Origin of the sequence: Bifidobacterium sp. MSK.13.1 (assembly GCF_019131435.1) — a bacterium.
In the GTDB taxonomy this organism is placed as follows: Bacteria; Actinomycetota; Actinomycetes; order Actinomycetales; family Bifidobacteriaceae; genus Bifidobacterium; species Bifidobacterium pseudocatenulatum.
The window spans coordinates 40,011-62,867 of sequence record NZ_JAHOMM010000005.1 but is presented as its reverse complement, the minus strand read 5'-3'; the positions used below and the strand labels follow the sequence as shown (position 1 = coordinate 62,867).

Below are 22,857 nucleotides of genomic sequence, written 5' to 3'. Positions count from 1 at the left end.
GAAAATCGAAATTCGTTGGAAATGTTACGAAAATGCAGTTGACGGATTGTGTGTTGGGGTGGGTATGGTAATGGACGGAAACGTGAGCTGCATAGGGGAGTCGGTCCTACCGGACTGATGCAGAATGCTTGTTGGAAAGGGGCATCTATGACAGGCAATGGCAACGAACCCGACACCACGCATGCGAGCGTGGGCCAATTCGACGATATCGACGAAACCATTCTCAGCATGCTGGAGAAAGACGGCCGCGCTACGCTGTCTCAGCTTTCGGACGCTACGGGACTGTCGATTTCCGCGGTGCAATCGCGCGTGCAGAAACTGGAACGTCGTAATGTGATTCTCGGCTACAAGGCCGTTATCGACGATGAAAAGCGTGGCCTCGCCGTACGTGCCTACATTGCGGTCACGCCGATCGATTATTCCAAGGAAGCCGAGATTCCCGCCAAATTGCAGGATATCGAAGGCATCATGTCGTGCGATTCCGTGGCCGGGTCACCCAGCTACATGCTGACCGTGCGCGCAGCCTCGCCAAGCAAGCTTGAGGATCTGCTGAACGTCATCCACCAAACGGTGCCGGTGAGCACGGAAACCACGATTGTGCTGCAACGGTACTTCTCCAAGTGACATGCGCGCGGTAGTCTTGTACGCATGAGCGATAGCGAACATGACTGGCTTCGGCCAGAAGAAGAGCATGAAACCGAAACCGTCATCGATGCGGGCACCGCGCAAAGCAATCCCGAGGTCGCCGATGCCGTGGCGAAAATCGCTGCATTGCGCCAGTCGATCGACAATGTCGACACGGCCATCGTTTCCCTACTGGCGGAACGCTTCAAATACACGTCCCAAGTGGGTGTGCTGAAAGCCCGCGCGGGTTTCGCGCCGGCCGATTACAAGCGTGAGGATTACCAGATCGAACGGTTGCACCGCATTGCTGTCGATGCCGGGTTGGATCCCGACATCGCCGAAATGTATCGCGAATTCGTGGTGACCGAAGCCAAGCGCAGGCATAAGCGCATCGCCGAGAACGGCGTCGATCCGGGTGTACTCGACGTATTCGCCTGACCTGTCTGTTTTCCGCGAAATCGTTTCTTGCCGGGGCATGCCGCGCGCTACATTGATTGCTTTGGAACGTTGTTTTGATTGCGATTGAGAGGCTCGGCATGCGTCGTTCTGTTGCGTTTCGTGCATCTTGTGCCCATCATGCCGATAGCACGCGTGGTGAGCGTGATATGCGTGTGGCGAGTGTCCATCTGCGGCACATGCTGGCTGCGTCCATTGCGGTAACGCTGGTTTCGGCGGCTCCCGTATGCGCGGTCGGGGTTTCGAATGTGGTTGATGCGGTGCGTCGGAACGGCGAGTACGTCTCGGCGGTGGCCTCGCACGATGTGATGAGCGCATATGAGTCCGTTGATGAGCCGGGCCGCTTGTATTTGACGAGTGACGCCGCTTCTGCAACTGATACGGACATGAATGCAGATGAGGGCGCGACGTCTTCGCAGCGCGTGCCGCAAGAGCGTGTGGAACTGCCGTGGGATATAACGGCGACCTTTACTTTGGACGGTCCGACCGTCAGCGCATCCAAGATTTCCGGTGCATCGGGCGTGGTCGGCATCCGCATCGATCTGAAATCGGAACGACCGGAGGAAACGGCTGATCTGACGCCGATCGTCGCGTTCACCATTCCCAACCGCGTCGGCAATGACGCGACCTCAGACGAAGGCGTGCTTGTGTCTGCCGGCAATTCGTCGACATTGGTCGCTGCGGTAGGCAAGCCGGGTGAGGATCTTACGATTCATACGTATGTGACTGCGAAAAACTTCACCATGAGTTCGCTGTCTGTCGCCGCTGTTGCCTGCGATTCCGGAAGAACTGGCTGCTATGGCAATCTCACCAGTTTGACCGATCGCGCATCCACATTGGTGGATGGTTTGACGAATGTCGGATCGCAACGCAACCATGAGCTCATCGCGCAGCTCGAACAACTGCGCGATCATGAAAAGGAGCTTGCCGAAACGACCATCGCCCAGCGTGAGCAGGAACATGAGCAGGCGTTCAACGGGTATATCGACGCGTACGTCGGCTCGTATACGACGCATCTTTCCGGATCGATTGGCGATACTACGCAACTTACTGCCATTCTCGGCACCGCGGCCGAATTGAACGGCGATACTGCGGTGGCGCAGTCCGTGGTCGATCTGGCCAACGCGGTCAACGATGTGAGCGCCGCATACCGACATACGGGTGCCGCCGACGCGGTGAACGAGGTGATTCGCACCATCGAACAGCGTGGCACATCCGGTTTGGTGGCGGAACTCAACAAGCGTGCGGGCGAGGAGCAGCAGCGTGGCGCCAAGGATTACAGTGCCGGCCAGTCGCAGCTTTCTTCGGCGATGATTCCGTATTCCATGGATTTCACCGACGCGTACACCGCTCGGCTTAAGGAATTGGGGGCTTCCGCAGGTTCGGCGCAAAACTTGGAATCTCAGGCGATTGCGGATGTGCGCAACAGCATTGACGGCAATGAGAAGTTGAAGTCGGCTTCAAGCAAGGTTGGCGATGCGATGCAGGCGTTGGCGGATGCGAGCGAGCACACGGGTCAGGCCAGTGCGTTCCACCAGATCGTGCTTCGTTTTGCGGATCAGCTTGATGCAGGTGATGATTCGACCAGTTCCGACGATACTGTCGATGGTTCGGAAGTTACGTTGAAGGGGTCTATGGGACTTGCCTCGGCTTCGGAGACGTCGCTTGCGGGCCGTGCCGAGCGGGCGCGTATCAAGGCCCAACGCAAAGAGGAACGCGCGCAGGCGGATGCGGCCAATCAGCAGAACGCTTCCGACGGTACTGCGGCCAGCTTGGTGGACGACAAGAACGCCATCAGCATGGATGATGTGATGAGCTACGCGGGCGGCCTGCGATCGTCATTTGGCGCGGCTGCCGATACCACGTCGAAGAACGTTGCGAAAGTCGGGGGAGTGGAATCAAAGAAATCCAGCGATGGCGATTCGGTAGATTCCGCATCTGAAAATACTGGAACAACAGGAAAAACCGCATCTTCCGAAATGTTGATGACAAGTGCGTTGCCGATTGCAGCATACGGCATTGCTGGTTCCGGAAATCGCACGTTGATTGTGCCTGATAATAGCGATTTGATTGACGAGACCGTTGAAATTGCGGCCGCTGCCGAAATATTGCAGCAGGCTTTGCAGAAGCTGTATCCGGATATGCCTGTGCAATCGCAGCCTGCTAAGGCCGCGCAATCTCAATATCTGCTTGCAGTTCCCGTTTTATAAAAATGTATAAACATAGGATCCAGATACACAAAGAGGGGGCCTTCCAATCGTGGAAGATCCCCTCTTAGGCTTTTTTAGCCGGCTGAGCCGTTAAGCAGACAGTCCTGTGGACTGTCTGTAGGTGAAGTGAACGGCTTTGCCACGAAGGCTGCCGGTTTCACCTACAGTTGCCATTAGTTCTTCGGCTTTTTAGCCGGCGGCTCTCCAAGTTCGCTGTCGGCCACAATCACGTCGATGGCGGCTTCGGCATCAGCCTTGGCCTCCTTGACGGCTTCCTTGGCTGCTTCGGCGGTTTCCTTGACGGCCTTCAGTGCGGCGGCCGCTCCCATGAAGGAGATGCGTCCGACCACGCGACCGGCCTCGGCGATATCGCCCAATGCGCTTTCGATGGATTCGCGCGCTTCATCGGAAACGCCCAGCTGCACGGAAAGGATCGGGGTCTTCATCGAAACCTTGGCCTTCGACTTGATGCCACGCAGCGCGGCCAGAGCTTCACCGGCATGGGTGAGCAGCTCCGGGGAGACGGCTGCTGCGGCCGCATCGTACGTTTCAGCCTTCGGCCATGCGGCGTGGTGCACGGAGCCTTCGCCCTCATGCATCCAGCTCCACACTTCTTCGGTGGCGTACGGCAGGTACGGTGCCAGCAGGCGTGCGAAGGCATCCAAGCCCAGTCCCAGCGTGGTGCGGGCGGACTTCACGGCCTTCTCGCTCGGCACATGGCCGGTGGAGTCTGCGGTGCCGTATGCACGGTTCTTGACCAGCTCGATGTAATCGTCGCAGAACTGCCAGAAGTAGTTTTCGATGACTTCCAAAGCCTTGGAATGCTCGTAGTTGTTGAGGCTTTCGGTGGCTTCGCGCACTACGAGGGCCATCTTGGCCATGGCTGCGCGGTCCAGCGGCTCGGTCACGTCGGCAGGGTTCCAGCTTGCGGTTGCCGGAGCGCCCACATGGTGGTTCTCATCCTCACGGCCGATGGCCAGTGCGAACTTGGTGGCGTTGAGCAGCTTGATGGCCAAACGGCGGCCGATCTTCATCTGGCCTTCGTCGTAGGTGGCATCCAGGCCCAAACGTGCCGCAGCGGCCCAATAACGCACCGCGTCGGCGCCGAACTGCTTGATCGGCTTGTCTGGCACAACTACGTTGCCCTTGGACTTCGACATCTTCTTGTGATCCGGATCAAGAATCCATCCAGACAGGGTGGCATTGGCCCACGGCAGACACTTGTTCTCGAGATGCGCGCGATCCACGGTGGAGAACAGCCAGGTGCGGATGATGTCCTGACCCTGCGGACGCAGATCCATCGGGAAGGTGGCGTTGAAAATCGCCTGGTTCTCTTCGCCTGGCTCTTCCCAGCGGGTCACGATCTGCGGGGTGAGCGACGAGGTCGCCCACGTATCCATGATGTCAGGTTCGGCGGTGAAGCCACCGGGCACGTCGCGCTGGTCCTCGCTGTAGCCTTCCGGCACATCGTCGGTCGGATCGATCGGCAAGCGGTCCTCGCTCGGCACGATCGGATGATCGTAATCGGCGGTGCCATCTTCCTTCACCGGATACCACAGCGGGAACGGCACGCCGAAGAAGCGCTGACGGGAGATCAGCCAATCGCCATTCAGGCCGTTCACCCAGTTTTCGTAACGCACGCGCATGAAATCAGGATGGAAGTTCAGTTCGCGACCGCGTTCGATCAGTTCGGCGTTCAGCTTCTGATCGGTGCCGCCGTTCTTGAGGTACCACTGGCGGGAAGTGACGATTTCGAGCGGCTTGTCACCCTTCTCGTAGAAGTTCGTCATACGCTTGGTCGGAGTCGGTTCGCCGTCAAGATCGCCGGATTCGCGCAGCGCGTCGACGATGATTTTGCGTGCGGAGAATGTCGTCTTGCCGGCGGTTTCCTGGAAGACGCGCTTGCCTTCCTCGTCTTCGATCCAGTCCGGGGTGTCCATCACGATGCGTCCGTTGCGCTGGATGATGGAACGCAGCGGCAGGTTCAGATCACGCCACCACTCAACGTCGGTCACGTCACCGAACGTACAGCACATGGCGATACCTGCGCCCTTGTCCATTTCCGCGGCCTTGTGCGCCAGAATCGGCACCTTCACGTGGAACAGCGGGGAGTAGACGTACTGGCCGAAATACGGCTTGTAACGCTCGTCATCCGGGTGCGCGATCAGTGCGCCGCAGGCTGCCAGCAGTTCCGGACGGGTGGTTTCGATGTAGATCGGAGTGCCGTCTTCGAAGCGGAACGCCACCTTGTGGTAGAAGCCCGGATATTCGCGGGATTCCAGCTCGGCCTGGGCCACTGCGGTCTGGAAGGTCACATCCCACAGGCCCGGAGCGTCTTTCTGATACGCTTCGCCGCGGGCCAGATTGCGCAGGAACGCCTTCTGGGCCACGCGCTGCGGGTGCTCGCCGATGGTGTGGTAGGTCTGCGTCCAGTCGATGGACAGGCCGAGGGAACGCCACAGCGCCTCGAACTGCTTCTCATCCTGGGCGGTGAGCTTCTCGCACAGTTCGATGAAGTTCTTACGGGAGATCGGAACCTGATCCTTGGCGTCGATCTTCTTGCCATCGGTGCCTTCGAACGGCGGCACGAAATCAGGATCGTACTTGAGGGAGGTGTCCACACGCACGCCGTAATAGTTCTGCACACGGCGTTCGGTTGGCAGGCCGTTGTCGTCCCAGCCCATCGGGTAGAACACGTCGTAGCCGTTCATGCGCTTGAATCGCGCGATCACATCGGTATGCGTGTACGAGAACACGTGGCCCACGTGCAGGTGGCCGGAAACGGTGGGCGGCGGGGTGTCGATGGAATACACGGCCTTGCGGTCGCGGGTGCCCTGGAACTTGTAGACTTCGCTTTCGTCCCAGACTTCGCGCCACTTGTCTTCGAGACCGTCCACGCCGACCTTGTCGGGCAGCGGCGTGAGGTTCGCGTTGATGGTAGTATCTTGGCTTTCAGTCATAAACGCTAGTCTAGAAAGCGAATGTGACAACTTACGGAACTGCAGCCGAATGCCGAAATCGCAAGAAAATCAGCGCAACACACGGATTGTCCGCAGTGTTCGGCGATTGATTGACAATCGCGGGAAAATCACTGCAACTTCACTCTGCTCAACGGCAGCAGACGGTCGGTCAGATTTTTCGGATATCCCTGCAATTGGTCGCTTACCGCCATGAAATTCTTGCGCGTGTACAGCCAGTCGCTTGCCGCGTTTTCGCTGACGGCGCGTGCATACGTGCGCATGCGTGCCTGATAATCGTCATCATTGGTGGCCGCCATCGCGTCCGCATATGCCTGCTGCACATCGCCGTTCTCATAATGGAACACGCTCTGGCCGTCGGTGAATACGCTCGCATCGTTTTCGCCGCTCATGGTGGTGAGCGCGATATTGTAGGTGCCCGCGTTCATGCGTTCCGTGACTTGCGCCGCGGAATCGAGCACTTCCAGATTGACGCCGATATTGAGCTGTTCGATCGCCGATTTCACGGTGTTGCCGATCTGCTCATATTCCTTGGGCACCAGCAGATCGATATCGGCGATATAGTATGCGCCGAAATAGCTGCGCATCTGCTGGCCCTGCTCAAGATTGTAGGGGAACAGTTCGCTCAGATCCTCATACCCGTCTTCCAGCGGGCTTATCGGGCCTCCGAGCGGCGAATAGGCGTCCGGAGCGTCTTTGGCGATGGTCTGCGCGTCGATGGCGTATCTCGTCATTTTGCGGATCTGCTCGTCGGAGAACGGGCTTTCGGTGCCGTTATTGAAGGCGAGCATCACTTTGTCGAAGCTGATGCCGCTGTCGGAGTTGATGCCGCTTTGCTGGTTGAGCTCATCGGCGGCAGACGCGCTCAACGGCAATGCCATGCTGATTTTCTTGGCTTCCATGGCGCTGACCAGCGAATCTTCGGAAGCGTAGTAATACAGCGTTATTTGCGATGCGGCGGCTTTGGTGCCCCAATACGAGTCGTTGCGCTGCAGCACGATCTGTGTTTTCGACGAGGCTTCCACGGTGAACGGTCCCGATCCCACGGCTTTCTTGCCGTAATTCGCCGTGCTTTCCTCATCGTAAACAATGCCGGCACGCCCGCTCAACGCGCGCAGAAGGCACGGATTCGGCTGATTGAGGGTGATGACCACCGTTTTTTCGTCGGGATTGGTGATTTCCTTGAGACTACCAAGTTGGTCGGATCCCACGTAATTGTTGTTGATGACGTTTTGCAGCGACCAGACCACGTCGGACGAGTCGAGCTTGTGTCCGTTGGCGAAGGTCATGTTGCTGTTGAGCGTGAACGTGTAGGTCAGTCCGTCGTCGGAAATCTGCCATGATTTCGCGATTGACGGCTGCAGTTTGTTGGTTTCGCTGCGTGACACCAGGGTTTCGTACACGTTTTCGAGCAGCGCCTGCTCCAGCGCGGTGCCCTGTTCGGTGCGGATGTCGAGCGATTCCGGCGCGCTGCCCTGAATGCCGATGGCCACGGAGGAGTCGGAAACGAGCGTGGTGAAGGAGGTAATCGGATTTTTGCGGTTCGTCAGCGACCAGCCCAGCCAGGTCATGACGCTGAGCATGATGGCGACGCCGAAAAAGATCAGCCATCGCGTGATTTCGGCTTTCAGCTTGGCTTCCCGCCCGTTTTCTTCTTCCATGGTGTCTTCCATGGTGCTGAGTCTAGTTGGCACAGGCTACAGCGGGCATGCGCGTTACGCTGCGAATGCGCTCGGACAGGTGTCGTTAAGGGGGCAGTTGAGGCAGTCGGGCTTGCGCGCATGGCATATGGCACGACCATGCAATATCAGCCTGTGAGACAGGTCCGTCCACTCTTCGGGCGGGAAGCAGGCGGTGATCTCTCGTTCGATGGCTTTGGGGTCGGGGGAGCCGCTCGCCCAGTCCGAACGCCAGCGCAGCCGCCCGGTCACACGGATCACATGCGTGTCGACAGGGAATCCCGGCACGCCAAAAGCATTGCCAAGCACCACGTTCGCGGTTTTGCGCCCGACCCCGGGCAGACTTGTCAAAGCATCCATGGTTTGCGGCACCTCGCCGTCGAACCGTTCGCACAATGCGTAAGAAAGTCCGATGATGTTCTTTGCCTTCGTATGATGAAATCCGATGGAATGAATGATGCTTTCCACGTGTTCGGGATTGGCGCTCGCAAGTGCGGCCGGTCCCGGATATTCGCCGAATAATTCCGGTGTGACCATATTCACGCGTTTGTCGGTGGTTTGCGCGCTTAGCACGGTCGCCACCAGCAGCTCAAACGGGTTTGAAAAATTCAGCGCGCATTTCGGATGCGGAATCTCCTCGCACAATACGGCGTATTCCTGATGCATGCGTGACAGTCGCGCTTGTTTCGATTCCCGGGGCATGGCACCAGTCTACCGTCGCATGAATATGCAATCGCGCGTACGAAAGTGAGATAGCCGACAGTCAGATCGCAAGTATCGTGGCAATCGCAAGCATCGCAAATCGCAGGCAATGCTTGCAATGCGAATAGTGCGACAATCAGTTTTCGCTCGAAGCGTTGTGGGCTGCGGCGTCCTTGGCCGCCGCCTCGCCTTCCTCTTCTTCCGGAGGATCAAAACGATAGCCGACATTGCGCACGGTACCGATCACATGCTCGTATTCGCCGCCCAGCTTGGCGCGAAGACGACGGATATGCACGTCGACGGTGCGGGTGCCGCCGTAATAGTCGTAGCCCCACACTTCCTGCAGCAGCTGCGCGCGGGTGAACACGCGTCCCGGATGCTGCACGAGGTACTTGAGAAGCTCGAACTCCTTGTATGCCAAGTCGATCGGATGCCCATGCAGACTTGCCGTATAGCCGTTGGTGTCCACCACCAGGTCTCCGGAGTGGATCATGCCGTCTTCGTTCTGCACGCCCGATTCTCCGGAACCGGAAACCGCATTGACCGGCGAGTTGCCGCGCTCGGATACCAAGCGAAGACGCCCCTCAACTTCGGCCGGGGAAGCGGACGCCACCACCACGTCGGCGATGCCCCACTGCGAATTGACCACGGTGAAGCCACCCTCGGTGAGGACGAGCACGATCGGCGTGGACAGTCCGGATGCATGAATCAGGCGGCACAATGTTTTCGCCGTGGCCAGATCATCTCGCGCATCCAGAAAAAGAATGGTGTTTTCCGGCATTTTCACCAGACTTGCCGCGTCCATTGGTAGCACGCGTACGCGGTGGGAAAGCAGCGCCAGAGAAGGAAGCACGGTAGCTGGGTCGCTAGCGAACGTCATAAGCGTCAGATCCGTCACGTTAGCTCCCTTTGTCTCTTGTACTGGTTTTGTATCGTTGCCGCGATTGTACTCTTGTTGTGTGTTGTCGGCGTTTCATTAATTTTATCTGAACTATGTGGACACTTGCGGCTACATTTAATGGTATCGCATACGTAATGACCACATTATGGAAAATCATGAAAAGGGGACGAAATGACCGCCTCTGAAAAAGTTGCCGTCAAGTCGGCTCAGAAAGCCTCGTTCGGCAAGGTGTTTGCCGTCCAAATCGCCGCATATGTGGTGCTGGTTGTGCTTGCTCTGATTCCCGGCATTTCCTATGGGAATGCGGAAGAGCCCGCAATCGTGTCGTTCACGGTTGTGGCTTCCGTGGCGATGATTGCGCTGCTTGCCGTGTTCAACCCGTTCCGCGATGGTGTTGCGGGGCATGCGATTTCCGTGATTGCGGGCTTGCTTTCCGTGGTGTGTGCCACGACGATGATGCTCGGACGTGCGATTTTCCCTGCCGGTTTGGGTGACGAAGACACGTTTTGGATGCAGGAAGGCTGGATCGCCGGCGTCGGCGGTCTGCTGATCCTGCTGATTGTGGTTTCGTTCGGGCGTCAGATGGCGCGTGAGAACCGTACGCATCTGATTCGTTCGCTGTCGCACAATGTTGTGGAAGGCGTTGCCATGATTGGCAGCGCGGGCTGGTGCTTCCTATCGACGCTGCTGCCGATTCGTTCCGGCGAAAACGCGGCTTCCACCGATTATGGCTCGACGACGGCGTGGGCTGTTGCGGTGATTGTGGCGTTGCTGCTGATTATCGCGCTTGACGCGTGTTCGTATTGGTGGAATCGTGATGCCGATCCCGATCCGCAATCCAAGAATCCGTGGATCGGCATTGCGCTGCTGCCGGTTATGATTTCCGGAATTGTGGTCGGTATCGCATCGTACGCGACCGTCATGTTCTAATAGTGTGATTCCTGCAATCGCGAGAAAACGCGAAAGCGCAGGAAAATAATCGCAAGTATTTGCGGTAAGCGGTAATGTAAAAGCCCATAATCATGTGCGATTACGGGCTTTTACTGTAAGTTTGTATATTTATTTGTATATCTGATTTGCGATTATTATGCGAGGAATCCGAGATGTTCCAGCAATACTTTCACGCCGATCAGAATAAGCACGACGCCACCTGCGATCTGTGCGGGCTTCTGCCAGCGCGAGCCGAACGCGCGACCGATATACAGACCGGCTGCGGAGAACAGGCCGGTGGTGATGCCGATGATGATCACTGAAATCCAAATGTTCAACGACATGAATGCGAAACTGACGCCGACGGCGAATGCGTCGATGCTGCAGGCCACGGCGAGCGGAAGCATGTGCTTCCAATCGAAATCAGCGGTTTCCTTGGCGTTCTCTTCATCCTCTTCGAATGCTTCACGCACCATGTTGCCGCCGATGAGGGCGAGCAGGCCGAAAATGATCCAATGGTCGACGGCGGTCACGTATTTGCTGAACGTGGAGGCGGCGAAATAGCCGAGCAGTGGGAAAAGCGCCTGAAATCCGCCGAACCAGAGGGCGGTTTTGAACGCGTCGAGGCCGCGTAGTTTTTTGACGGTGAGACCTTTGCCGATGGAAACGGCGAATGTGTCCATCGATACGGAAACGGCAATAAGTAATGTTTGAATCAACATAGCTGGTATATAGGTTCATCCCGCCGGTTTCCCACGGGATGGGCCTCGACGGAGTCTCACGTCCGCCTACGCCTAGGGGTACCGACATAGAACTGCCGCGCCAGCCAGCGGGCTTTGAATTCTGCGAATACTGTTCGCATGCCGTGAATTACGTGTTCCACTATAGCGGCCCCGGCGAATATGCGCGTGCAGTATGAGTGTATCCCGTCTGCGGGCTGTTTCTTCCACTCGCTGGAGAAATCTGGACACTTGGAGGGTATGGTTTTGTCCGTTTTCCTCCAATCGGTGGAGGAATCTGCCCGCTGAGAAGTTGATTTGCGGGCATTTTCTTCCAGTGACTGGGGGAATTTGTCCGCTGGAAGCCGTGTTAGTGGGGTGATTGTTCCAGTGAGTGGAGGTTTTTGCCCGCTGAGGGGCTGGTTTGCGGGAGGATTCTTCCAGTGACTGGCGGAATCTGGACGTTGGAAGGTATGCAAAAGCCCGTTGACGTGTGCGAGTGCGTACGTCAACGGGCTTTCCTTGGATTGCTACCTAAAGCTATCTAGAAAGGCGTGGAAATCACTTCTCGGATTCTTCGAGGCGCTTGCGGGCGGCCACGATTTCTTCCTCGGCCTTGGCGGCACCGGTCCAGTAATCGCCCGGCAGCACTTCCTTGCCCGGCTCCAGAGCCTTGTACTGCTCGAAGAAGTGCTTGATTTCAGCCTTGTGGTACTCGGAAACGTCTTCGACATCCTTGATGTCGTCGAAACGTACGTCAGCCGGCACGCACAGCACCTTGTCATCTCCGCCAGCCTCGTCGACCATGTGGTACAGGCCAACGGCGCGGCATTCCACCACGCAGCCCGGGAACACGGAGTTCGGGATCATGACGAGTGCGTCGAGCGGATCGCCATCCTCGCCCAGAGTGCCGTCGATGTAGCCATAGTCATCCGGGTAACCCATGGAAGTGAACAGGGTGCGGTCCAGGAACACGCGGCCGGTCTCGTGGTCCACTTCGTACTTGTTCTTGGAGCCGCGCGGAATTTCCACCACGACGTTGAAGGTTTCTGCCATGTCATTTCTCCTTGAGATTGGGCAGTTTGCATTATCAGTAACCACAATACCGCTTTCCACCGAAGTGGAACCGGTATTGTGGTATGAATCGAAACGAATTTCTAGTCGAGCTGACCGAGATTAATCAGATCGATTGAGACTCAATCAGTCTTCGACTACGGTGAGCACGTGTGCCACGTCGGCCCAAGGGGCGAGCGAAACGTAGTTGTCGTAACCCCATTCGAAGTCGCGGCCGGTCAGCTCATCATGCACCTTGAGCGGCTTGTCGGTGGCGAAACCGAAGTCGCCAAGCTCGATGTGCACAATGGACTGGTGCGCGTTGTGTCCGTCGAGGTTCACGATCACGATCATCGTATCTGCCTTGCCGGTACCGGTCAGTTCGGCCGGAGTCTGACGCAGGAATGCGATCACGCCCGCGTCGTCGCTCGGCAGAATGTGCAGGTTGTGGTAGCTGCGGCAAGCCGGGTGAGTGTCACGGATCTTGTTGAGCGAGGTCAGCAGTTCGGCGATGCCGTACTTTTCGGTGCTGTCCCAATCGCGCACCTTGACTTCGTACTTCTCGTTGTCGATCTGCTCTTCGAAGCCCGGACGCTGCTTGTTTTCGATCAGCTCGTAGCCGTTGTAAATACCCCAGCTCGGGCTGCCCATAGCGGCGAGCACCGCACGCACCGCATGGCCGGCAATGCCGTTGTCGCGCACGTAGGCGGTGAGAATATCCGGAGTGGTGGGCCAGAACGTGTTGTGCTGGTAGAAGCCGCCATTGCCGTTGGTCTCTTCGAGGTACTCTTCGAGCTCTTCCTTGGTGTTACGCCACGGGAAGTAGCAGTGCGACTGCGTGAAGCCCACATAGCTCAGCGCGCGCATCATGCCCGGGCGGGTGAACGCCTCGGCAAGGAACAGCACTTCCGGATGCTTCTTCGTAACGGCGGCAATCACATCCTGCCAGAAACGCACCGGCTTGGTGTGAGGATTGTCAACGCGGAAGATCGTCACACCCGCCTTGACCCACAGATCCATAATGCGTTCGACTTCCTTTTCGATGCCTTCCATGTCGGCATTGAAGTCGATCGGGTAAATGTCCTGATACTTCTTCGGTGGATTCTCTGCGAATGCGATGGTGCCGTCCGGCTTGGTGCGGAACCAGTTCGGATGCGCCTTGACCCACGGATGGTCAGGCGAGCACTGCAAAGCGAAATCAAGCGCGATTTCCAAGCCCAGCTCGTGGGCGCGCTCGCAGAATGCCTTGAAATCGTCCATGGTGCCAAGCTGCGGGTCAACGGTGTCGTGGCCACCCAGTTCGGAGCCGATGCCGAACGGGGAGCCCGGATCGTTCGGGCCGGCTACCAGGGAATTGTTGCGTCCCTTGCGGTTGGTCACGCCAATTGGGAAGATCGGCGGCAAATACACAATGTTGAAGCCTTCGGCTGCGGCGCGTTCCAAGCCGGCGATCGACGTCTTGAGGTTGCCGGGAACGATCTTGCCGTCTTCACCGTAGTAGGCTCCTTCGGAACGTGGGAAGAACTGATACCAGGAGGCGAAGCTGGACTTCGGGCGTTCCACACGGAAACGCTGCGGATTCGATTCGGACAGGCCGTCGCGCAACGGGTTGGTTTCGTGCAGCTGCTCGATGTCGCTGCTCTGGACTGCGGCGAGACGCTCTTCGGCGCTCAGCGACTTGTTTTCCATGGTCTTGGCGGCGTCGCGCAGCACCTTCTTGTCGGCTGCGGAAAGCTTGGAATCCTTCGCGTCAGCCCAACGTGCGAGCAGCTGTGCGCCGGATTCCAGCGCATTCTCCACGTCGTCATTCACTTCAACCTTGATGGCGGCGTCGTGCAGCCAAGACTGGTAGGTGTCTTCCCAGCCTTCGACCACGATCTGCCATTCGCCCAGCTGACGCTTGACGGCGGCATAATCGGCATCCCACGGCTTCAGATCGCTGTGTTCGCCGATCTTGACCATGGCTTCCCAGCGGTCGAGGCCCGGATTGGTGCAGGTCATGGCGAAACGTTCAACCTCGCGGCCGCGTGCGTTACGCACGGACACGGTCGCTCCTGCCTTGGTGCGGCCTTCGATGAACACTTGGGCGGTGACGTTGAATGCTTCGCCGAGCTCCACGCGTGCCGGGAACAGGCCGTTCTCAACGTTCGGGGTGATGTCGAGCACGTTCACGCGGCCGAACTGTTCGGGGCTGGTGCGTTCGATGACGGGGGCTGGGGCTTCGCCGACCGTTTGCGGTGCGGCGGCCTTCGCTTTGGTGGTGCGCTTGCGAGCGGTGGATGCCGTGGACTTTTTGGCTGCGGTGGTGCGCTTGCTAGGCGTCTGAGACGTTGCCGATGCCGTTTTGGCGGCCGCGCTTTTGGCGGTCGTCTTCTTGACGGCTGGTTGCTTGGTTGCGGTGGTGCGCGGTTCCGCGCTCTTATCTTCTTCTGCCATACCGCCGATTATAGAGGAGAAAAGGTGGATTTGGGTGAACTATCTTCCGACCAGCGATTTCCACCCTTTGTGGATAACTTGTTTACCTACGATTGGTAAAACGTTTTTTGTGGATAAGTTACGTTTGCTGACAAGCGAAGTTGTCCACAAAAACGGCAAAAAGAACGTCCTCCGACCACAACCCTTGAAAAAGGCCATGTGGCAATCGCAAGTATGCAAGCCTGTTGAATTACGACAACAACGATGTGCATATCGAAAGGACGATGCGATGAATGCGATGAAACGACATACGCTTGCGATTCTGGCCGCGGTATTGGCGGCCTGCATCATAATCGTGGGAATGACCTGCCCGGCCGCGCTGGCCGCCGAACAGCTGCTGCGCGCGAACGGCAAGCATTACAACTATTTTCTCGATGGAAAACCGTATGTGATCGGGGTGAACGCGGAATCGAGATCGGGCAAATTCTATTATTGCCGGCAAATCGAAAGCATGACCGACTATAAGGTCACCGAAACCACCACCGTGGAAAATACGGAAGCGGCGCGGCGCCTCGCATGGCTGCTGTCCGAATATCAACATGACGGGGAACCGGTGCTCACGTATGCGGCGATCGGCGTGCTGGTGCACCGCAACTATGACGACCAAAAGGTGTGGGTCAGGCATGAGCAATACCTCTTCTCGGTGATGGACGGGCTGGAAAGCAAGGTCAACGAGCTTTGGGAGGAGGCCGCGAACAAGCTGCCGGTTTCTTCGAGGGTGACGCGTGATGATCGACAGGGATTGCGGTCCGGAAGCCTGTTCGTGCAGTTGCTGGATTCGAGTGGACAGCCGATCGAGGGCGTATTCACGGCGACGATCGAAGGTCCGGCCGTGTTCGACGAGGACGACGAGCCCACGGCAGTCGGCTGGGCCGAACTGGAGGGAACCACCGTGTATTGGCATGCAACGGGTGCCGGCGAGGTCAATATCAAGGTCGGATACCAGTCCGTGGGATTGGATGAGGCCGTCACCGCGCAGAAAATGATGGTGCTGAACGATGTGGTGGAACGTGAGGATAGCCTGCTGACGTTCAATGTCGACAACCTTTATGCCCCCGAGCAGGAAATGCCGCAGACAGGAAGTCCGATGGGGCTGGTGTTGGGTTTGGCGGCTGCCGTGATGTGCTGCGGGGCGTTCATGCTGTATGCGGTACGGCGACGATGATATGCGGCGATGATGTCGTCTCGCGGAGGTGATGCTTCTCGATGAGAGTTGCGATATTTCAGCTGCAATATATTCCGCATGCGCGTGAGAATACGGCTATATCATGCTGAAAACGTTGAAATTAAGCCGCAGACGAACATATTTTTCTGCTGACGAACTCCCATTTTCACGTATCTACAATCATGGCGTCGTCGATACGAATGGAGGTTGCGATGACAGAAGAACATGCAGATGAAACGATGGTCGCGAGCATGCGTGCGGATGCCGAACGGCAGGGAGCCGATGATCGGAAGGTCACCGATGCGCCGCATTATCTGGCGCGGGTGCTGATGGCCAACGGCATACGAAACATGTATGGCGTGGTCGGCATTCCCGTCACCGATTTCGCGCGCATCGCGCAGGGCATGGGTATGCGATTCGTGGGCATGCGCCATGAGGAGGACGCTGTGAACGCGGCCGCGGCCGACGGATTCATCACCGGTCGGCCGGCTGTCACGTTGACGGTATCCGCTCCGGGATTCCTCAACGGTCTACCGGCACTGCTGGAAGCCACGGTGAACGGCTATCCGGTCATCATGATCGGCGGCTCCTCAACCCGCCATGTGGTCGACCTTGAGGAAGGCGAATACGAAGGCCTCGACCAGATGAACTACGCCAAGCAGTTCTGCAAGGCTTCGCTGCGCATCGACCGCATCGAAGATATTCCGCTCGCGGTGGCCCGTGCCATGCATATCGCCTCTTCAGGACGCCCAGGCGCGGTGTACATCGATTTCCCCGATGACACCGTGGCACAGACCCTGAGCCAAAGCGAAGCCGACCGCCTGATGTGGACGGCAACCGACCCGGCCCCCGCCATGGTGCCGGCACGCGAATCCATCGACGCGGCGCTCGCATTGCTGCAGCAGGCCGAACGTCCGCTCATGGTGATCGGCAAAGGCGCCGCAATCGCCCGCGCCGAAGAGGAAATCCGCGAATTCGTCAAGAAAACGGATATTCCATTCCAGCCAATGTCCATGGCCAAAGGCGTAGTGCCCGATACCGACCCACACAGCACGGCAAGCTGCCGTTCCACCGCGCTACGCAACGCCGACGTGGTATTGCTGGTCGGCGCGCGACTCAACTGGATGCTGTCGTTCGGCCGGGGCAAAACGTGGAACGAACATGTGAAATTCATCCAAATCGACATCAATCCGGAAGAAATCGAAAACACGCGCAGTATCGACGTACCAATCGTGGGGGATATTCGTTCCGCCATGACGCTGCTCAACGGATCTCTGGAAGAATACCCGTTCAAAGCTGACGAAACCTGGCTGAACATGCTGAAGGAAGCCAGCGCGAAAAACGTGGCGAAATTTGAAACCCGCGAACAATCCGATCAGCTGCCCATGAGCCATTTCAACGCCTTGGGAGCCATCAAAAAGGTGTACAGCAAACACCATGAAGATCTCATTCTCACCAATGAGGGAGCCAATTCGCTCGATGATTGCCGCAACATCATCGACATGCTCGAACCGCGCCATCGTTTGGACTGCGGCACGTGGGGTGTGATGGGCTGCGGCACCGGCTATGCGATTGGCGCGGCGCTTTCCACTGGCAAGAAAGTGCTGTACATCGGCGGCGATTCCGCATTCGGCTTCGATGGTATGGAAGTGGAGGTGGCCTGCCGCTACCAGCTGCCCATCACCTTCGTGGTGCTCAACAACGGCGGTATCTACCGCGGCGACTTCGAAAACCTTGGAGCGGACGGTGATCCGTCGCCGCTGACGCTTACCTACAACGCGCATTACGAGAAGGTCCTCGAAGCGTTCGGGGGTAAAGGTTACTATGCCACCACTCCGGAAGAAGTCGAACGCATGGTCGGCGAGGCGGTCGAATCAGGCAAGCCAAGCTTCGTGCATGTGCAGATCGCGCAGTATGCGGGCAAGGAATCCGGCAATATCGGAGCGTTGAATCCGAAGCCGGTGGTCGGAGCCCTCGTTGATTCCGAAGTCACCATGTACGACTACGCGACCGGCGCTCGCATGTAGCGCATCGGCTGTCGGTATGACATGTGGGCGTGCGAACGGTGGAATGCGTGCGCCCACTTTTTCTGCCTGAAAACCAATGATCCGATCAACGTATCTGCAATATCCGCAATATCAGCAATCAAACAATATTGCAGAAGATTGCAGATAGAAAAATATAAAGAAAGAACGACAGTGATAAACATACTTGTTGACGACATCGTGCCAATTATTGTCATTATGGCATTAGGGTATATTTGTGGAAAATTCAGTTATTTTGATGACGATCAGCGGCAGGGACTTAATAAACTTGTGTTGAATATCGCGCTTCCTGCGGCGTTATTTGTGTCCATCATCAAATCGACCCGTGCAATGCTTGCGAAAGACGCAACATTGACCGCCATCAGTTTCATCGGCGTCATCGTCATGTTTATGGTGAGCTATTATCTGTGCCGGTTGCTGTTCCACCGCAGCATTCAGGAGGCGGCCGTCTGTGCTCTGATCGCAGGATCTCCGACGATTGGTTTCCTTGGATTCGCTGTGCTTGATCCGATTTACGGCAACACCGTCAGCACGAATCTCGTCATAGCCATTATTTCCATCGTGGTCAACGTGGTGACCATTCCGATCGGCATGTATCTGATCAACCTCGGCCAGGCTAAAGACCGAGCGAAGTTTAGCGTGCAGGCCGAAAACGCGGTCAATGCAAAGGCCAATGCAAAAGGCGATATCACGCTTGACCCGGCGCGAGATGCCGCAACCGACAAAACCGCCGAACTTATGGTGCATGGCACGTCGAATACGGGAAAGAACCGCAACGGCAATCTGCAGGCGTTGCTCGACGCACTGAAGCAACCGATCTGCTGGGCGTCGTTATTGGCCATTTTCCTAGTGTTGGTGGGCATTCATGTGCCAAGCCAGGTGGCGCCGACCTTCGATCTGATCGCCAAAGCGAATTCCGGTGTGGCCGTGCTTTCCGCGGGCCTCGCGCTTTCCACGGTGAAATTCTCGCTCGGTTGGGAAACCATCTGGAACACGTTCTTCCGCCTGATTCTGACGCCTGCAGTGTTCCTTGGCGTGGCGCTGTTGTGTGGCATGGGCGGTGACATGAACAAGATTTCGATGCTGGTGATGGCGGTCGCGTTGCCGCCGGCGTTCTCAGGCATCATTATTTCCAGCCGTTACAACATTTATGTAAAAGAAGGCGCCTCGACCACGGCCGTCGCCACGGTGGCATTCGCGGCCACCTGTCTGCTGTGGATCTGGCTCGTCCCCTTCTGCGTGGGCTGATTCAGTATCCTCACTGTAGCTCACGAAGCGCATATAGTAACGGAACGTTGAAATTCCAACGTTCCGTTACTGCATGCGCTTTTTGTGACGGTAAACCGTAAGACGTAAGACATGTGATTGTGTGCGGAAGTGCGGGGCGTGGACTGCAATGGATGTGAGCATAACAAATAAGGGCGAATCTTGTGATCCGCCCTTATTCGTGCGCCAGTGCGCGCTAACGTGCGTTACTTCAAATCAGCCTGCACGCCATCGTTGCCGCCGATCACACCGGAATCGCGCAGCGAAGCGATCTGATCGTCGTCATATCCCAACGCATGCAGAATCTCACGGTTATGCTCGCCCAGCTTCGGCGCACGCTGGTAATCCGGCACGAAATTACTCATCGTAAACGGCATGCCGATCGTCTTGAAATCGCCGCGCGCATCCTGCTGGTCAATGGTCACAATCGTGCCATCCCCATTCAAATCAGGATCGTTTTCCAACTCATACCAATCCAACACCGGGCCGACCGGCACGCCCTTCGCACCCAATTCCTTGGTCAGCGTGTACTTGTCGAACTGCATGGTGTACGCCTCAACACGCTGGTACACCTCGGTTTTATGCTCGTCACGCGCATTGGCGGTATTGAAACGCGGGTCGGTCAGCCAATCCTCGAATCCCATCGCATGGCAGAAATTCTCGAAGCCCTTCTTGGACTGTTGAACCACTATATATACGTAAGCGTTCGGGTCATGCTCCCAGCCTTTCGCGCGGTAGCACCAGCCAAGCACCAAACCACCCTCCGCATTCGCTGCGCGCGGAATGGCTTTGCCTTGCTTGCCCCACTCATAATTCGGGTAGCAGTCATAGTAGGAAAGCTTGCCCAAACGGTCGAGAATCAACTGGTCTCGCAGCTTGACACGGCACAAGTTCAGCACCGCATTCTGCATCGACTGGTACACATAGCAACCCTCACCGGTATGCTCGCGCTGCAACAGCGCCGAAAGAATGGCGATCAGCAGATGCATTCCGCTGTTGGAATCGCCCAATGCGGCGCCGGACTGCGTGGGCACATTGCGCTCGCCGTCATACCAGCCGGTGGTGGAAGCGGCACCGCCCGCGGACTGCGCGACCGGCTCGAACGCCTTGACATGCTCGAACCGGCTGCCCTTGTTGAAGCCCTTCAGCGACGCCATGATCAGACGCGGATTGATCGCATGTACGTCATTCCATCCGAAACCAAGCTTTTCCACGTCTCCCGGGCCGATATTCTCTACGAACACGTCGGCTTTCTTCAGGAGTTCGGCGAGGATTTTCTTGCCTTCCGGATCTCTCATGTTCAGCGTGATGGATTTCTTGTTGGCATTGAGCTGAAGGAAGTACAGGGAGTACGAGCCATCCACGTCGTTCATTTCATTACGTGTCGGATCTCCGCCCTGCACCTTCTCCACCTTGATGACGTCGGCGCCCATCCATGCGAGCATCTGCGTGCACGACGGGCCGGACTGCACCTGCGTCCAGTCAATCACGGTGATGCCTTTCAGCGGCGCGGTGTCCTGCGTTGCCTTTGTTGCCGTATCGTGCGTTGCGCTGTCTTGCATTGTGGTGTCCTGCGTCGCGTTGTGCGCGTTCGCTTGATTCATATAATGCATTGCCTTGTTCTCCTTATATCCGGTGATATGTGGTTGGCGAGGTCAACGTAGCGCGTGCAACCTTGGAGAACGTTGGATTTTCAGCCTTGAGCGGCAATCTTCGCTTTCGGCACATGCGATTGGCGGATCCGGCGCATTTTCTCCATACTTTCGGCACATGCGATTGATGAACTCGGCTGATATACCCGGTTTTTGTCGGGTTTTGTCCAGATTTTGTCCGGAAATTGGTTTTGGTGAGATTTGACGGAAAACAAAAAAGCTAGGAATTGTTGCAATTCCTAGCTTTCATCAGTAGCGGGGCATGGATTTGAACCATGGACCTCTGGGTTATGAGCCCAGCGAGCTACCGAGCTGCTCCACCCCGCGTCGGCTTGTCTTTAAGACAGCTCTATTAACTTTACGATTACTTCCAAATATGTCAAATCGGCGTGTCGCATCAGTCCGGCCATGCAAAACCGCGTTGCAAATAGCGCGTTATTCATTTTTCCTATAACGGTTTCGGCTGATCGTGGGGGCAGGGAAGTGCGCCATATCCGAGCCCGCACCATAATAGAAGCATGCCTATCAAGATCCCCAGCGGCCTTCCGGCCAGAGACATTCTCGACTCCGAGCGTATTTTCGCGCTTGAAAAGCCTGAAGCGGAGCGCCAGCGCGTGCGTCCGCTCAAGCTGGTGATCTTAAATCTCATGCCGAAGAAAATCGAGACGGAAACGCAGCTGCTGCGTTTGATCTCGAAAAGTCCGCTGCAGGTGGAGATCGATTTCATGAAGACCTCCACGCACGAGGGTACGCATGTGAGCGCCGACCATCTGGTGAAGTTCTATGAGACCATTGAGGCGTTCCAAGACAACTATTACGACGGCTTCGTGGTGACGGGTGCCCCTGTTGAGCATCTTGATTTCGAACAGGTCGATTATTGGGATGAGTTCAAGCAGATTCTTGACTGGGCTTCCGCGCATGTGTTCTCCACTATGTATTTGTGCTGGGGTGCGATGGGTGCGCTCAATTATCGCTATAACGTGCGTAAAGAGAATTTGCCAGAGAAGATTTTTGGCGTGTTTCCGCAGTATTTGCAGGATGAATACTGCTTTTTGACGAACGGCTTCGATGAGATTTGCCTGCAGCCGCATTCTCGCCTTGCGGGGGTGGACGAGGGTGATATCGCGCGCAATCCGGAGTTGCAGGTGCTCACGTGGGGTCCGAAGTCCGGTCCTGGGCTGATCGCCACCCGTGATTTTTCGGAAGTGTTCGCGCTTGGCCATTGGGAGTACGGCAAGTACACCTTGGCCGAGGAGTATGAGCGTGATATGAAGAAGGGCATGACGAATGTGCCGTTCCCCGAAAACTATTTCCCGCATGATGATCCGCAGTTGGAGCCGGTGTTCGCGTGGCGCGCCCATGCCAATCTCCTGTGGCGCAATTGGCTGAATTGGGTGTATCAGACCACGCCATACGATTTGAGCGAGGTTCCGCAGCTTCGTGCGCAGAAGCGTCTTGGCACGGATCGTTCGATTCGTCATCAGCCGGGTTCGCCGCGTGTCGACGCGTTTGCGCCGTTCGTGCGTGACGGTTATGGCGTGATTCGCGATTGATTTGTGGATTGATCCGCATATTGATGTGATTGACGTGCGGCCGTGATTGGCGCGTGATTTACGGCTGTTTACTGGTGGGGGCTTGCGTATGCGGCCCCTCTTTCTTTATATGCAGCACTTGTGTTATATGTGATACACTTGATGAAACGTTTTATCAATATGCTGTTTTCGTAAAACAAACTATTGGTTGCGTCGGCTATCCGACGATTCACAAAGCTGTGTCTAGTTAGTACAGCTTGCTGCGAAACGCCGGGAAAACCAAATGGGAGTATGGAAAAGCCCAAGTGTTTGGATGTTGTCTAGACACGGGCTAATAATCCTATCCAGCCATTCGGAGTCGAATGCGTCGCACGGGACTCCGTTCGCGTCGACGCGCACTTCGAAGTACGCTTTGGTTAAGTAACCAGAACGTCACATTCGACTCGGTTGTTGGGTTAAACTAACAGCTG

General features: G+C 56.7%; 16 protein-coding genes and 1 tRNA gene. 8 read left to right on the top strand and 9 right to left on the bottom strand.

The annotated features are described in order from the left end of the window. The first annotated feature begins 147 nt into the window (after positions 1–147). The 3 genes from KSY55_RS06485 (at position 148) to KSY55_RS06475 (ending at position 3,290) form a co-directional block, all read left to right on the top strand. Complete coding sequence (locus tag KSY55_RS06485) at positions 148–624, top strand: Lrp/AsnC family transcriptional regulator (RefSeq protein ID WP_033524304.1); 477 nt, start codon at positions 148–150, stop codon at positions 622–624. A gap of 24 nt (positions 625–648) precedes the next feature. Continuing rightward, positions 649–1,062, top strand: coding sequence for a chorismate mutase (locus KSY55_RS06480; RefSeq protein WP_004223233.1), 414 nt, complete (start codon positions 649–651; stop codon positions 1,060–1,062). Between the two features lie 167 nt (positions 1,063–1,229). Next, the gene (locus tag KSY55_RS06475) at positions 1,230–3,290 is read left to right on the top strand and encodes a hypothetical protein (RefSeq protein ID WP_254881877.1); all 2,061 of its coding nucleotides are present in this window, start codon (positions 1,230–1,232) and stop codon (positions 3,288–3,290) included. Positions 3,291–3,463: 173 nt separating this feature from the next. Here the strand turns inward: KSY55_RS06475 and valS are convergent, their stop codons facing one another. The 4 genes from valS to KSY55_RS06455 form a co-directional block, all read right to left on the bottom strand. After that, positions 3,464–6,250: a valine--tRNA ligase gene (valS, locus tag KSY55_RS06470; protein WP_117645888.1), complete on the bottom strand. Its 2,787-nt coding sequence runs from the start codon at positions 6,248–6,250 to the stop codon at positions 3,464–3,466. A 128-nt stretch (positions 6,251–6,378) separates the two neighbouring features. Beyond that, on the bottom strand, positions 6,379–7,941 hold the full coding sequence (locus KSY55_RS06465) for an ABC transporter substrate-binding protein (protein ID WP_004223238.1): 1,563 nt from the start codon (positions 7,939–7,941) through the stop codon (positions 6,379–6,381). A gap of 42 nt (positions 7,942–7,983) precedes the next feature. Beyond that, positions 7,984–8,649 carry an endonuclease III gene (nth, locus tag KSY55_RS06460; protein WP_033524301.1) on the bottom strand — a complete coding sequence of 222 codons (666 nt, stop codon included), beginning with the start codon at positions 8,647–8,649 and terminating at the stop codon, positions 7,984–7,986. A 136-nt stretch (positions 8,650–8,785) separates the two neighbouring features. After that, on the bottom strand, positions 8,786–9,547 hold the full coding sequence (locus tag KSY55_RS06455) for a response regulator transcription factor (protein WP_022245579.1): 762 nt from the start codon (positions 9,545–9,547) through the stop codon (positions 8,786–8,788). Positions 9,548–9,721: 174 nt separating this feature from the next. Here KSY55_RS06455 and KSY55_RS06450 point away from each other — a divergent pair, with 174 nt between their 5' ends. Beyond that, on the top strand, positions 9,722–10,480 hold the full coding sequence (locus tag KSY55_RS06450; RefSeq protein WP_004223246.1) for a hypothetical protein: 759 nt from the start codon (positions 9,722–9,724) through the stop codon (positions 10,478–10,480). A gap of 155 nt (positions 10,481–10,635) precedes the next feature. On the opposite strand, the gene KSY55_RS06445 is transcribed toward KSY55_RS06450, so the two are convergent. The 3 genes from KSY55_RS06445 to KSY55_RS06435 all read right to left on the bottom strand — a co-directional run bounded on the left by KSY55_RS06445 (position 10,636) and on the right by KSY55_RS06435 (position 14,688). Continuing rightward, positions 10,636–11,202 (bottom strand): manganese efflux pump MntP family protein, encoded by a 567-nt coding sequence (locus KSY55_RS06445; protein WP_004223251.1) that lies wholly within the window; start codon positions 11,200–11,202, stop codon positions 10,636–10,638. 558 nt (positions 11,203–11,760) lie between these two features. Next, a complete protein-coding gene (locus KSY55_RS06440; RefSeq protein WP_004223253.1) occupies positions 11,761–12,255 on the bottom strand; it encodes an inorganic diphosphatase in 495 nt (164 codons plus the stop codon). A 144-nt stretch (positions 12,256–12,399) separates the two neighbouring features. After that, the gene (locus KSY55_RS06435) at positions 12,400–14,688 is read right to left on the bottom strand and encodes a maltotransferase domain-containing protein (RefSeq protein WP_217749617.1); all 2,289 of its coding nucleotides are present in this window, start codon (positions 14,686–14,688) and stop codon (positions 12,400–12,402) included. 277 nt (positions 14,689–14,965) lie between these two features. Here KSY55_RS06435 and KSY55_RS06430 point away from each other — a divergent pair, with 277 nt between their 5' ends. The 3 genes from KSY55_RS06430 (at position 14,966) to KSY55_RS06420 (ending at position 19,185) form a co-directional block, all read left to right on the top strand. Further along, positions 14,966–15,892, top strand: a complete 927-nt coding sequence (locus KSY55_RS06430; protein WP_226555976.1) for a hypothetical protein — start codon at positions 14,966–14,968, stop codon at positions 15,890–15,892. Between the two features lie 251 nt (positions 15,893–16,143). Further along, positions 16,144–17,919 (top strand): oxalyl-CoA decarboxylase, encoded by a 1,776-nt coding sequence (gene oxc / locus KSY55_RS06425; protein WP_217749628.1) that lies wholly within the window; start codon positions 16,144–16,146, stop codon positions 17,917–17,919. 171 nt (positions 17,920–18,090) lie between these two features. Next, positions 18,091–19,185 (top strand): AEC family transporter, encoded by a 1,095-nt coding sequence (locus KSY55_RS06420; RefSeq protein ID WP_004223270.1) that lies wholly within the window; start codon positions 18,091–18,093, stop codon positions 19,183–19,185. A gap of 224 nt (positions 19,186–19,409) precedes the next feature. Here KSY55_RS06420 and frc read toward each other — a convergent pair whose 3' ends face one another. Continuing rightward, positions 19,410–20,765 (bottom strand): formyl-CoA transferase, encoded by a 1,356-nt coding sequence (gene frc / locus KSY55_RS06415; RefSeq protein ID WP_047749771.1) that lies wholly within the window; start codon positions 20,763–20,765, stop codon positions 19,410–19,412. Between the two features lie 343 nt (positions 20,766–21,108). Then, positions 21,109–21,182 (bottom strand) — tRNA-Met (locus KSY55_RS06410). A 191-nt stretch (positions 21,183–21,373) separates the two neighbouring features. Between KSY55_RS06410 and metA the strand changes: the two genes are divergently transcribed. Continuing rightward, positions 21,374–22,408, top strand: a complete 1,035-nt coding sequence (gene metA / locus KSY55_RS06405; RefSeq protein ID WP_034879782.1) for a homoserine O-succinyltransferase — start codon at positions 21,374–21,376, stop codon at positions 22,406–22,408. Positions 22,409–22,857: the final 449 nt, after the last annotated feature.

Bases quoted from the DNA above. Each gene is read 5' to 3' on its own strand.
- KSY55_RS06485 (WP_033524304.1), top strand. From the start codon at position 148: ATGACAGGCAATGGCAACGAACCCGACACCACGCATGCGAGCGTGGGC.
- KSY55_RS06480 (WP_004223233.1), top strand. From the start codon at position 649: ATGAGCGATAGCGAACATGACTGGCTTCGGCCAGAAGAAGAGCATGAA.
- KSY55_RS06475 (WP_254881877.1), top strand. From the start codon at position 1,230: ATGCGTGTGGCGAGTGTCCATCTGCGGCACATGCTGGCTGCGTCCATT.
- valS (WP_117645888.1), bottom strand. From the start codon at position 6,250: ATGACTGAAAGCCAAGATACTACCATCAACGCGAACCTCACGCCGCTG.
- KSY55_RS06465 (WP_004223238.1), bottom strand. From the start codon at position 7,941: ATGGAAGACACCATGGAAGAAGAAAACGGGCGGGAAGCCAAGCTGAAA.
- nth (WP_033524301.1), bottom strand. From the start codon at position 8,649: ATGCCCCGGGAATCGAAACAAGCGCGACTGTCACGCATGCATCAGGAA.
- KSY55_RS06450 (WP_004223246.1), top strand. From the start codon at position 9,722: ATGACCGCCTCTGAAAAAGTTGCCGTCAAGTCGGCTCAGAAAGCCTCG.
- KSY55_RS06445 (WP_004223251.1), bottom strand. From the start codon at position 11,202: ATGTTGATTCAAACATTACTTATTGCCGTTTCCGTATCGATGGACACA.
- KSY55_RS06440 (WP_004223253.1), bottom strand. From the start codon at position 12,255: ATGGCAGAAACCTTCAACGTCGTGGTGGAAATTCCGCGCGGCTCCAAG.
- KSY55_RS06435 (WP_217749617.1), bottom strand. From the start codon at position 14,688: ATGGCAGAAGAAGATAAGAGCGCGGAACCGCGCACCACCGCAACCAAG.
- KSY55_RS06430 (WP_226555976.1), top strand. From the start codon at position 14,966: ATGAAACGACATACGCTTGCGATTCTGGCCGCGGTATTGGCGGCCTGC.
- oxc (WP_217749628.1), top strand. From the start codon at position 16,144: ATGCGTGCGGATGCCGAACGGCAGGGAGCCGATGATCGGAAGGTCACC.
- frc (WP_047749771.1), bottom strand. From the start codon at position 20,765: ATGCAAGACAGCGCAACGCACGATACGGCAACAAAGGCAACGCAGGAC.
- metA (WP_034879782.1), top strand. From the start codon at position 21,374: ATGCCTATCAAGATCCCCAGCGGCCTTCCGGCCAGAGACATTCTCGAC.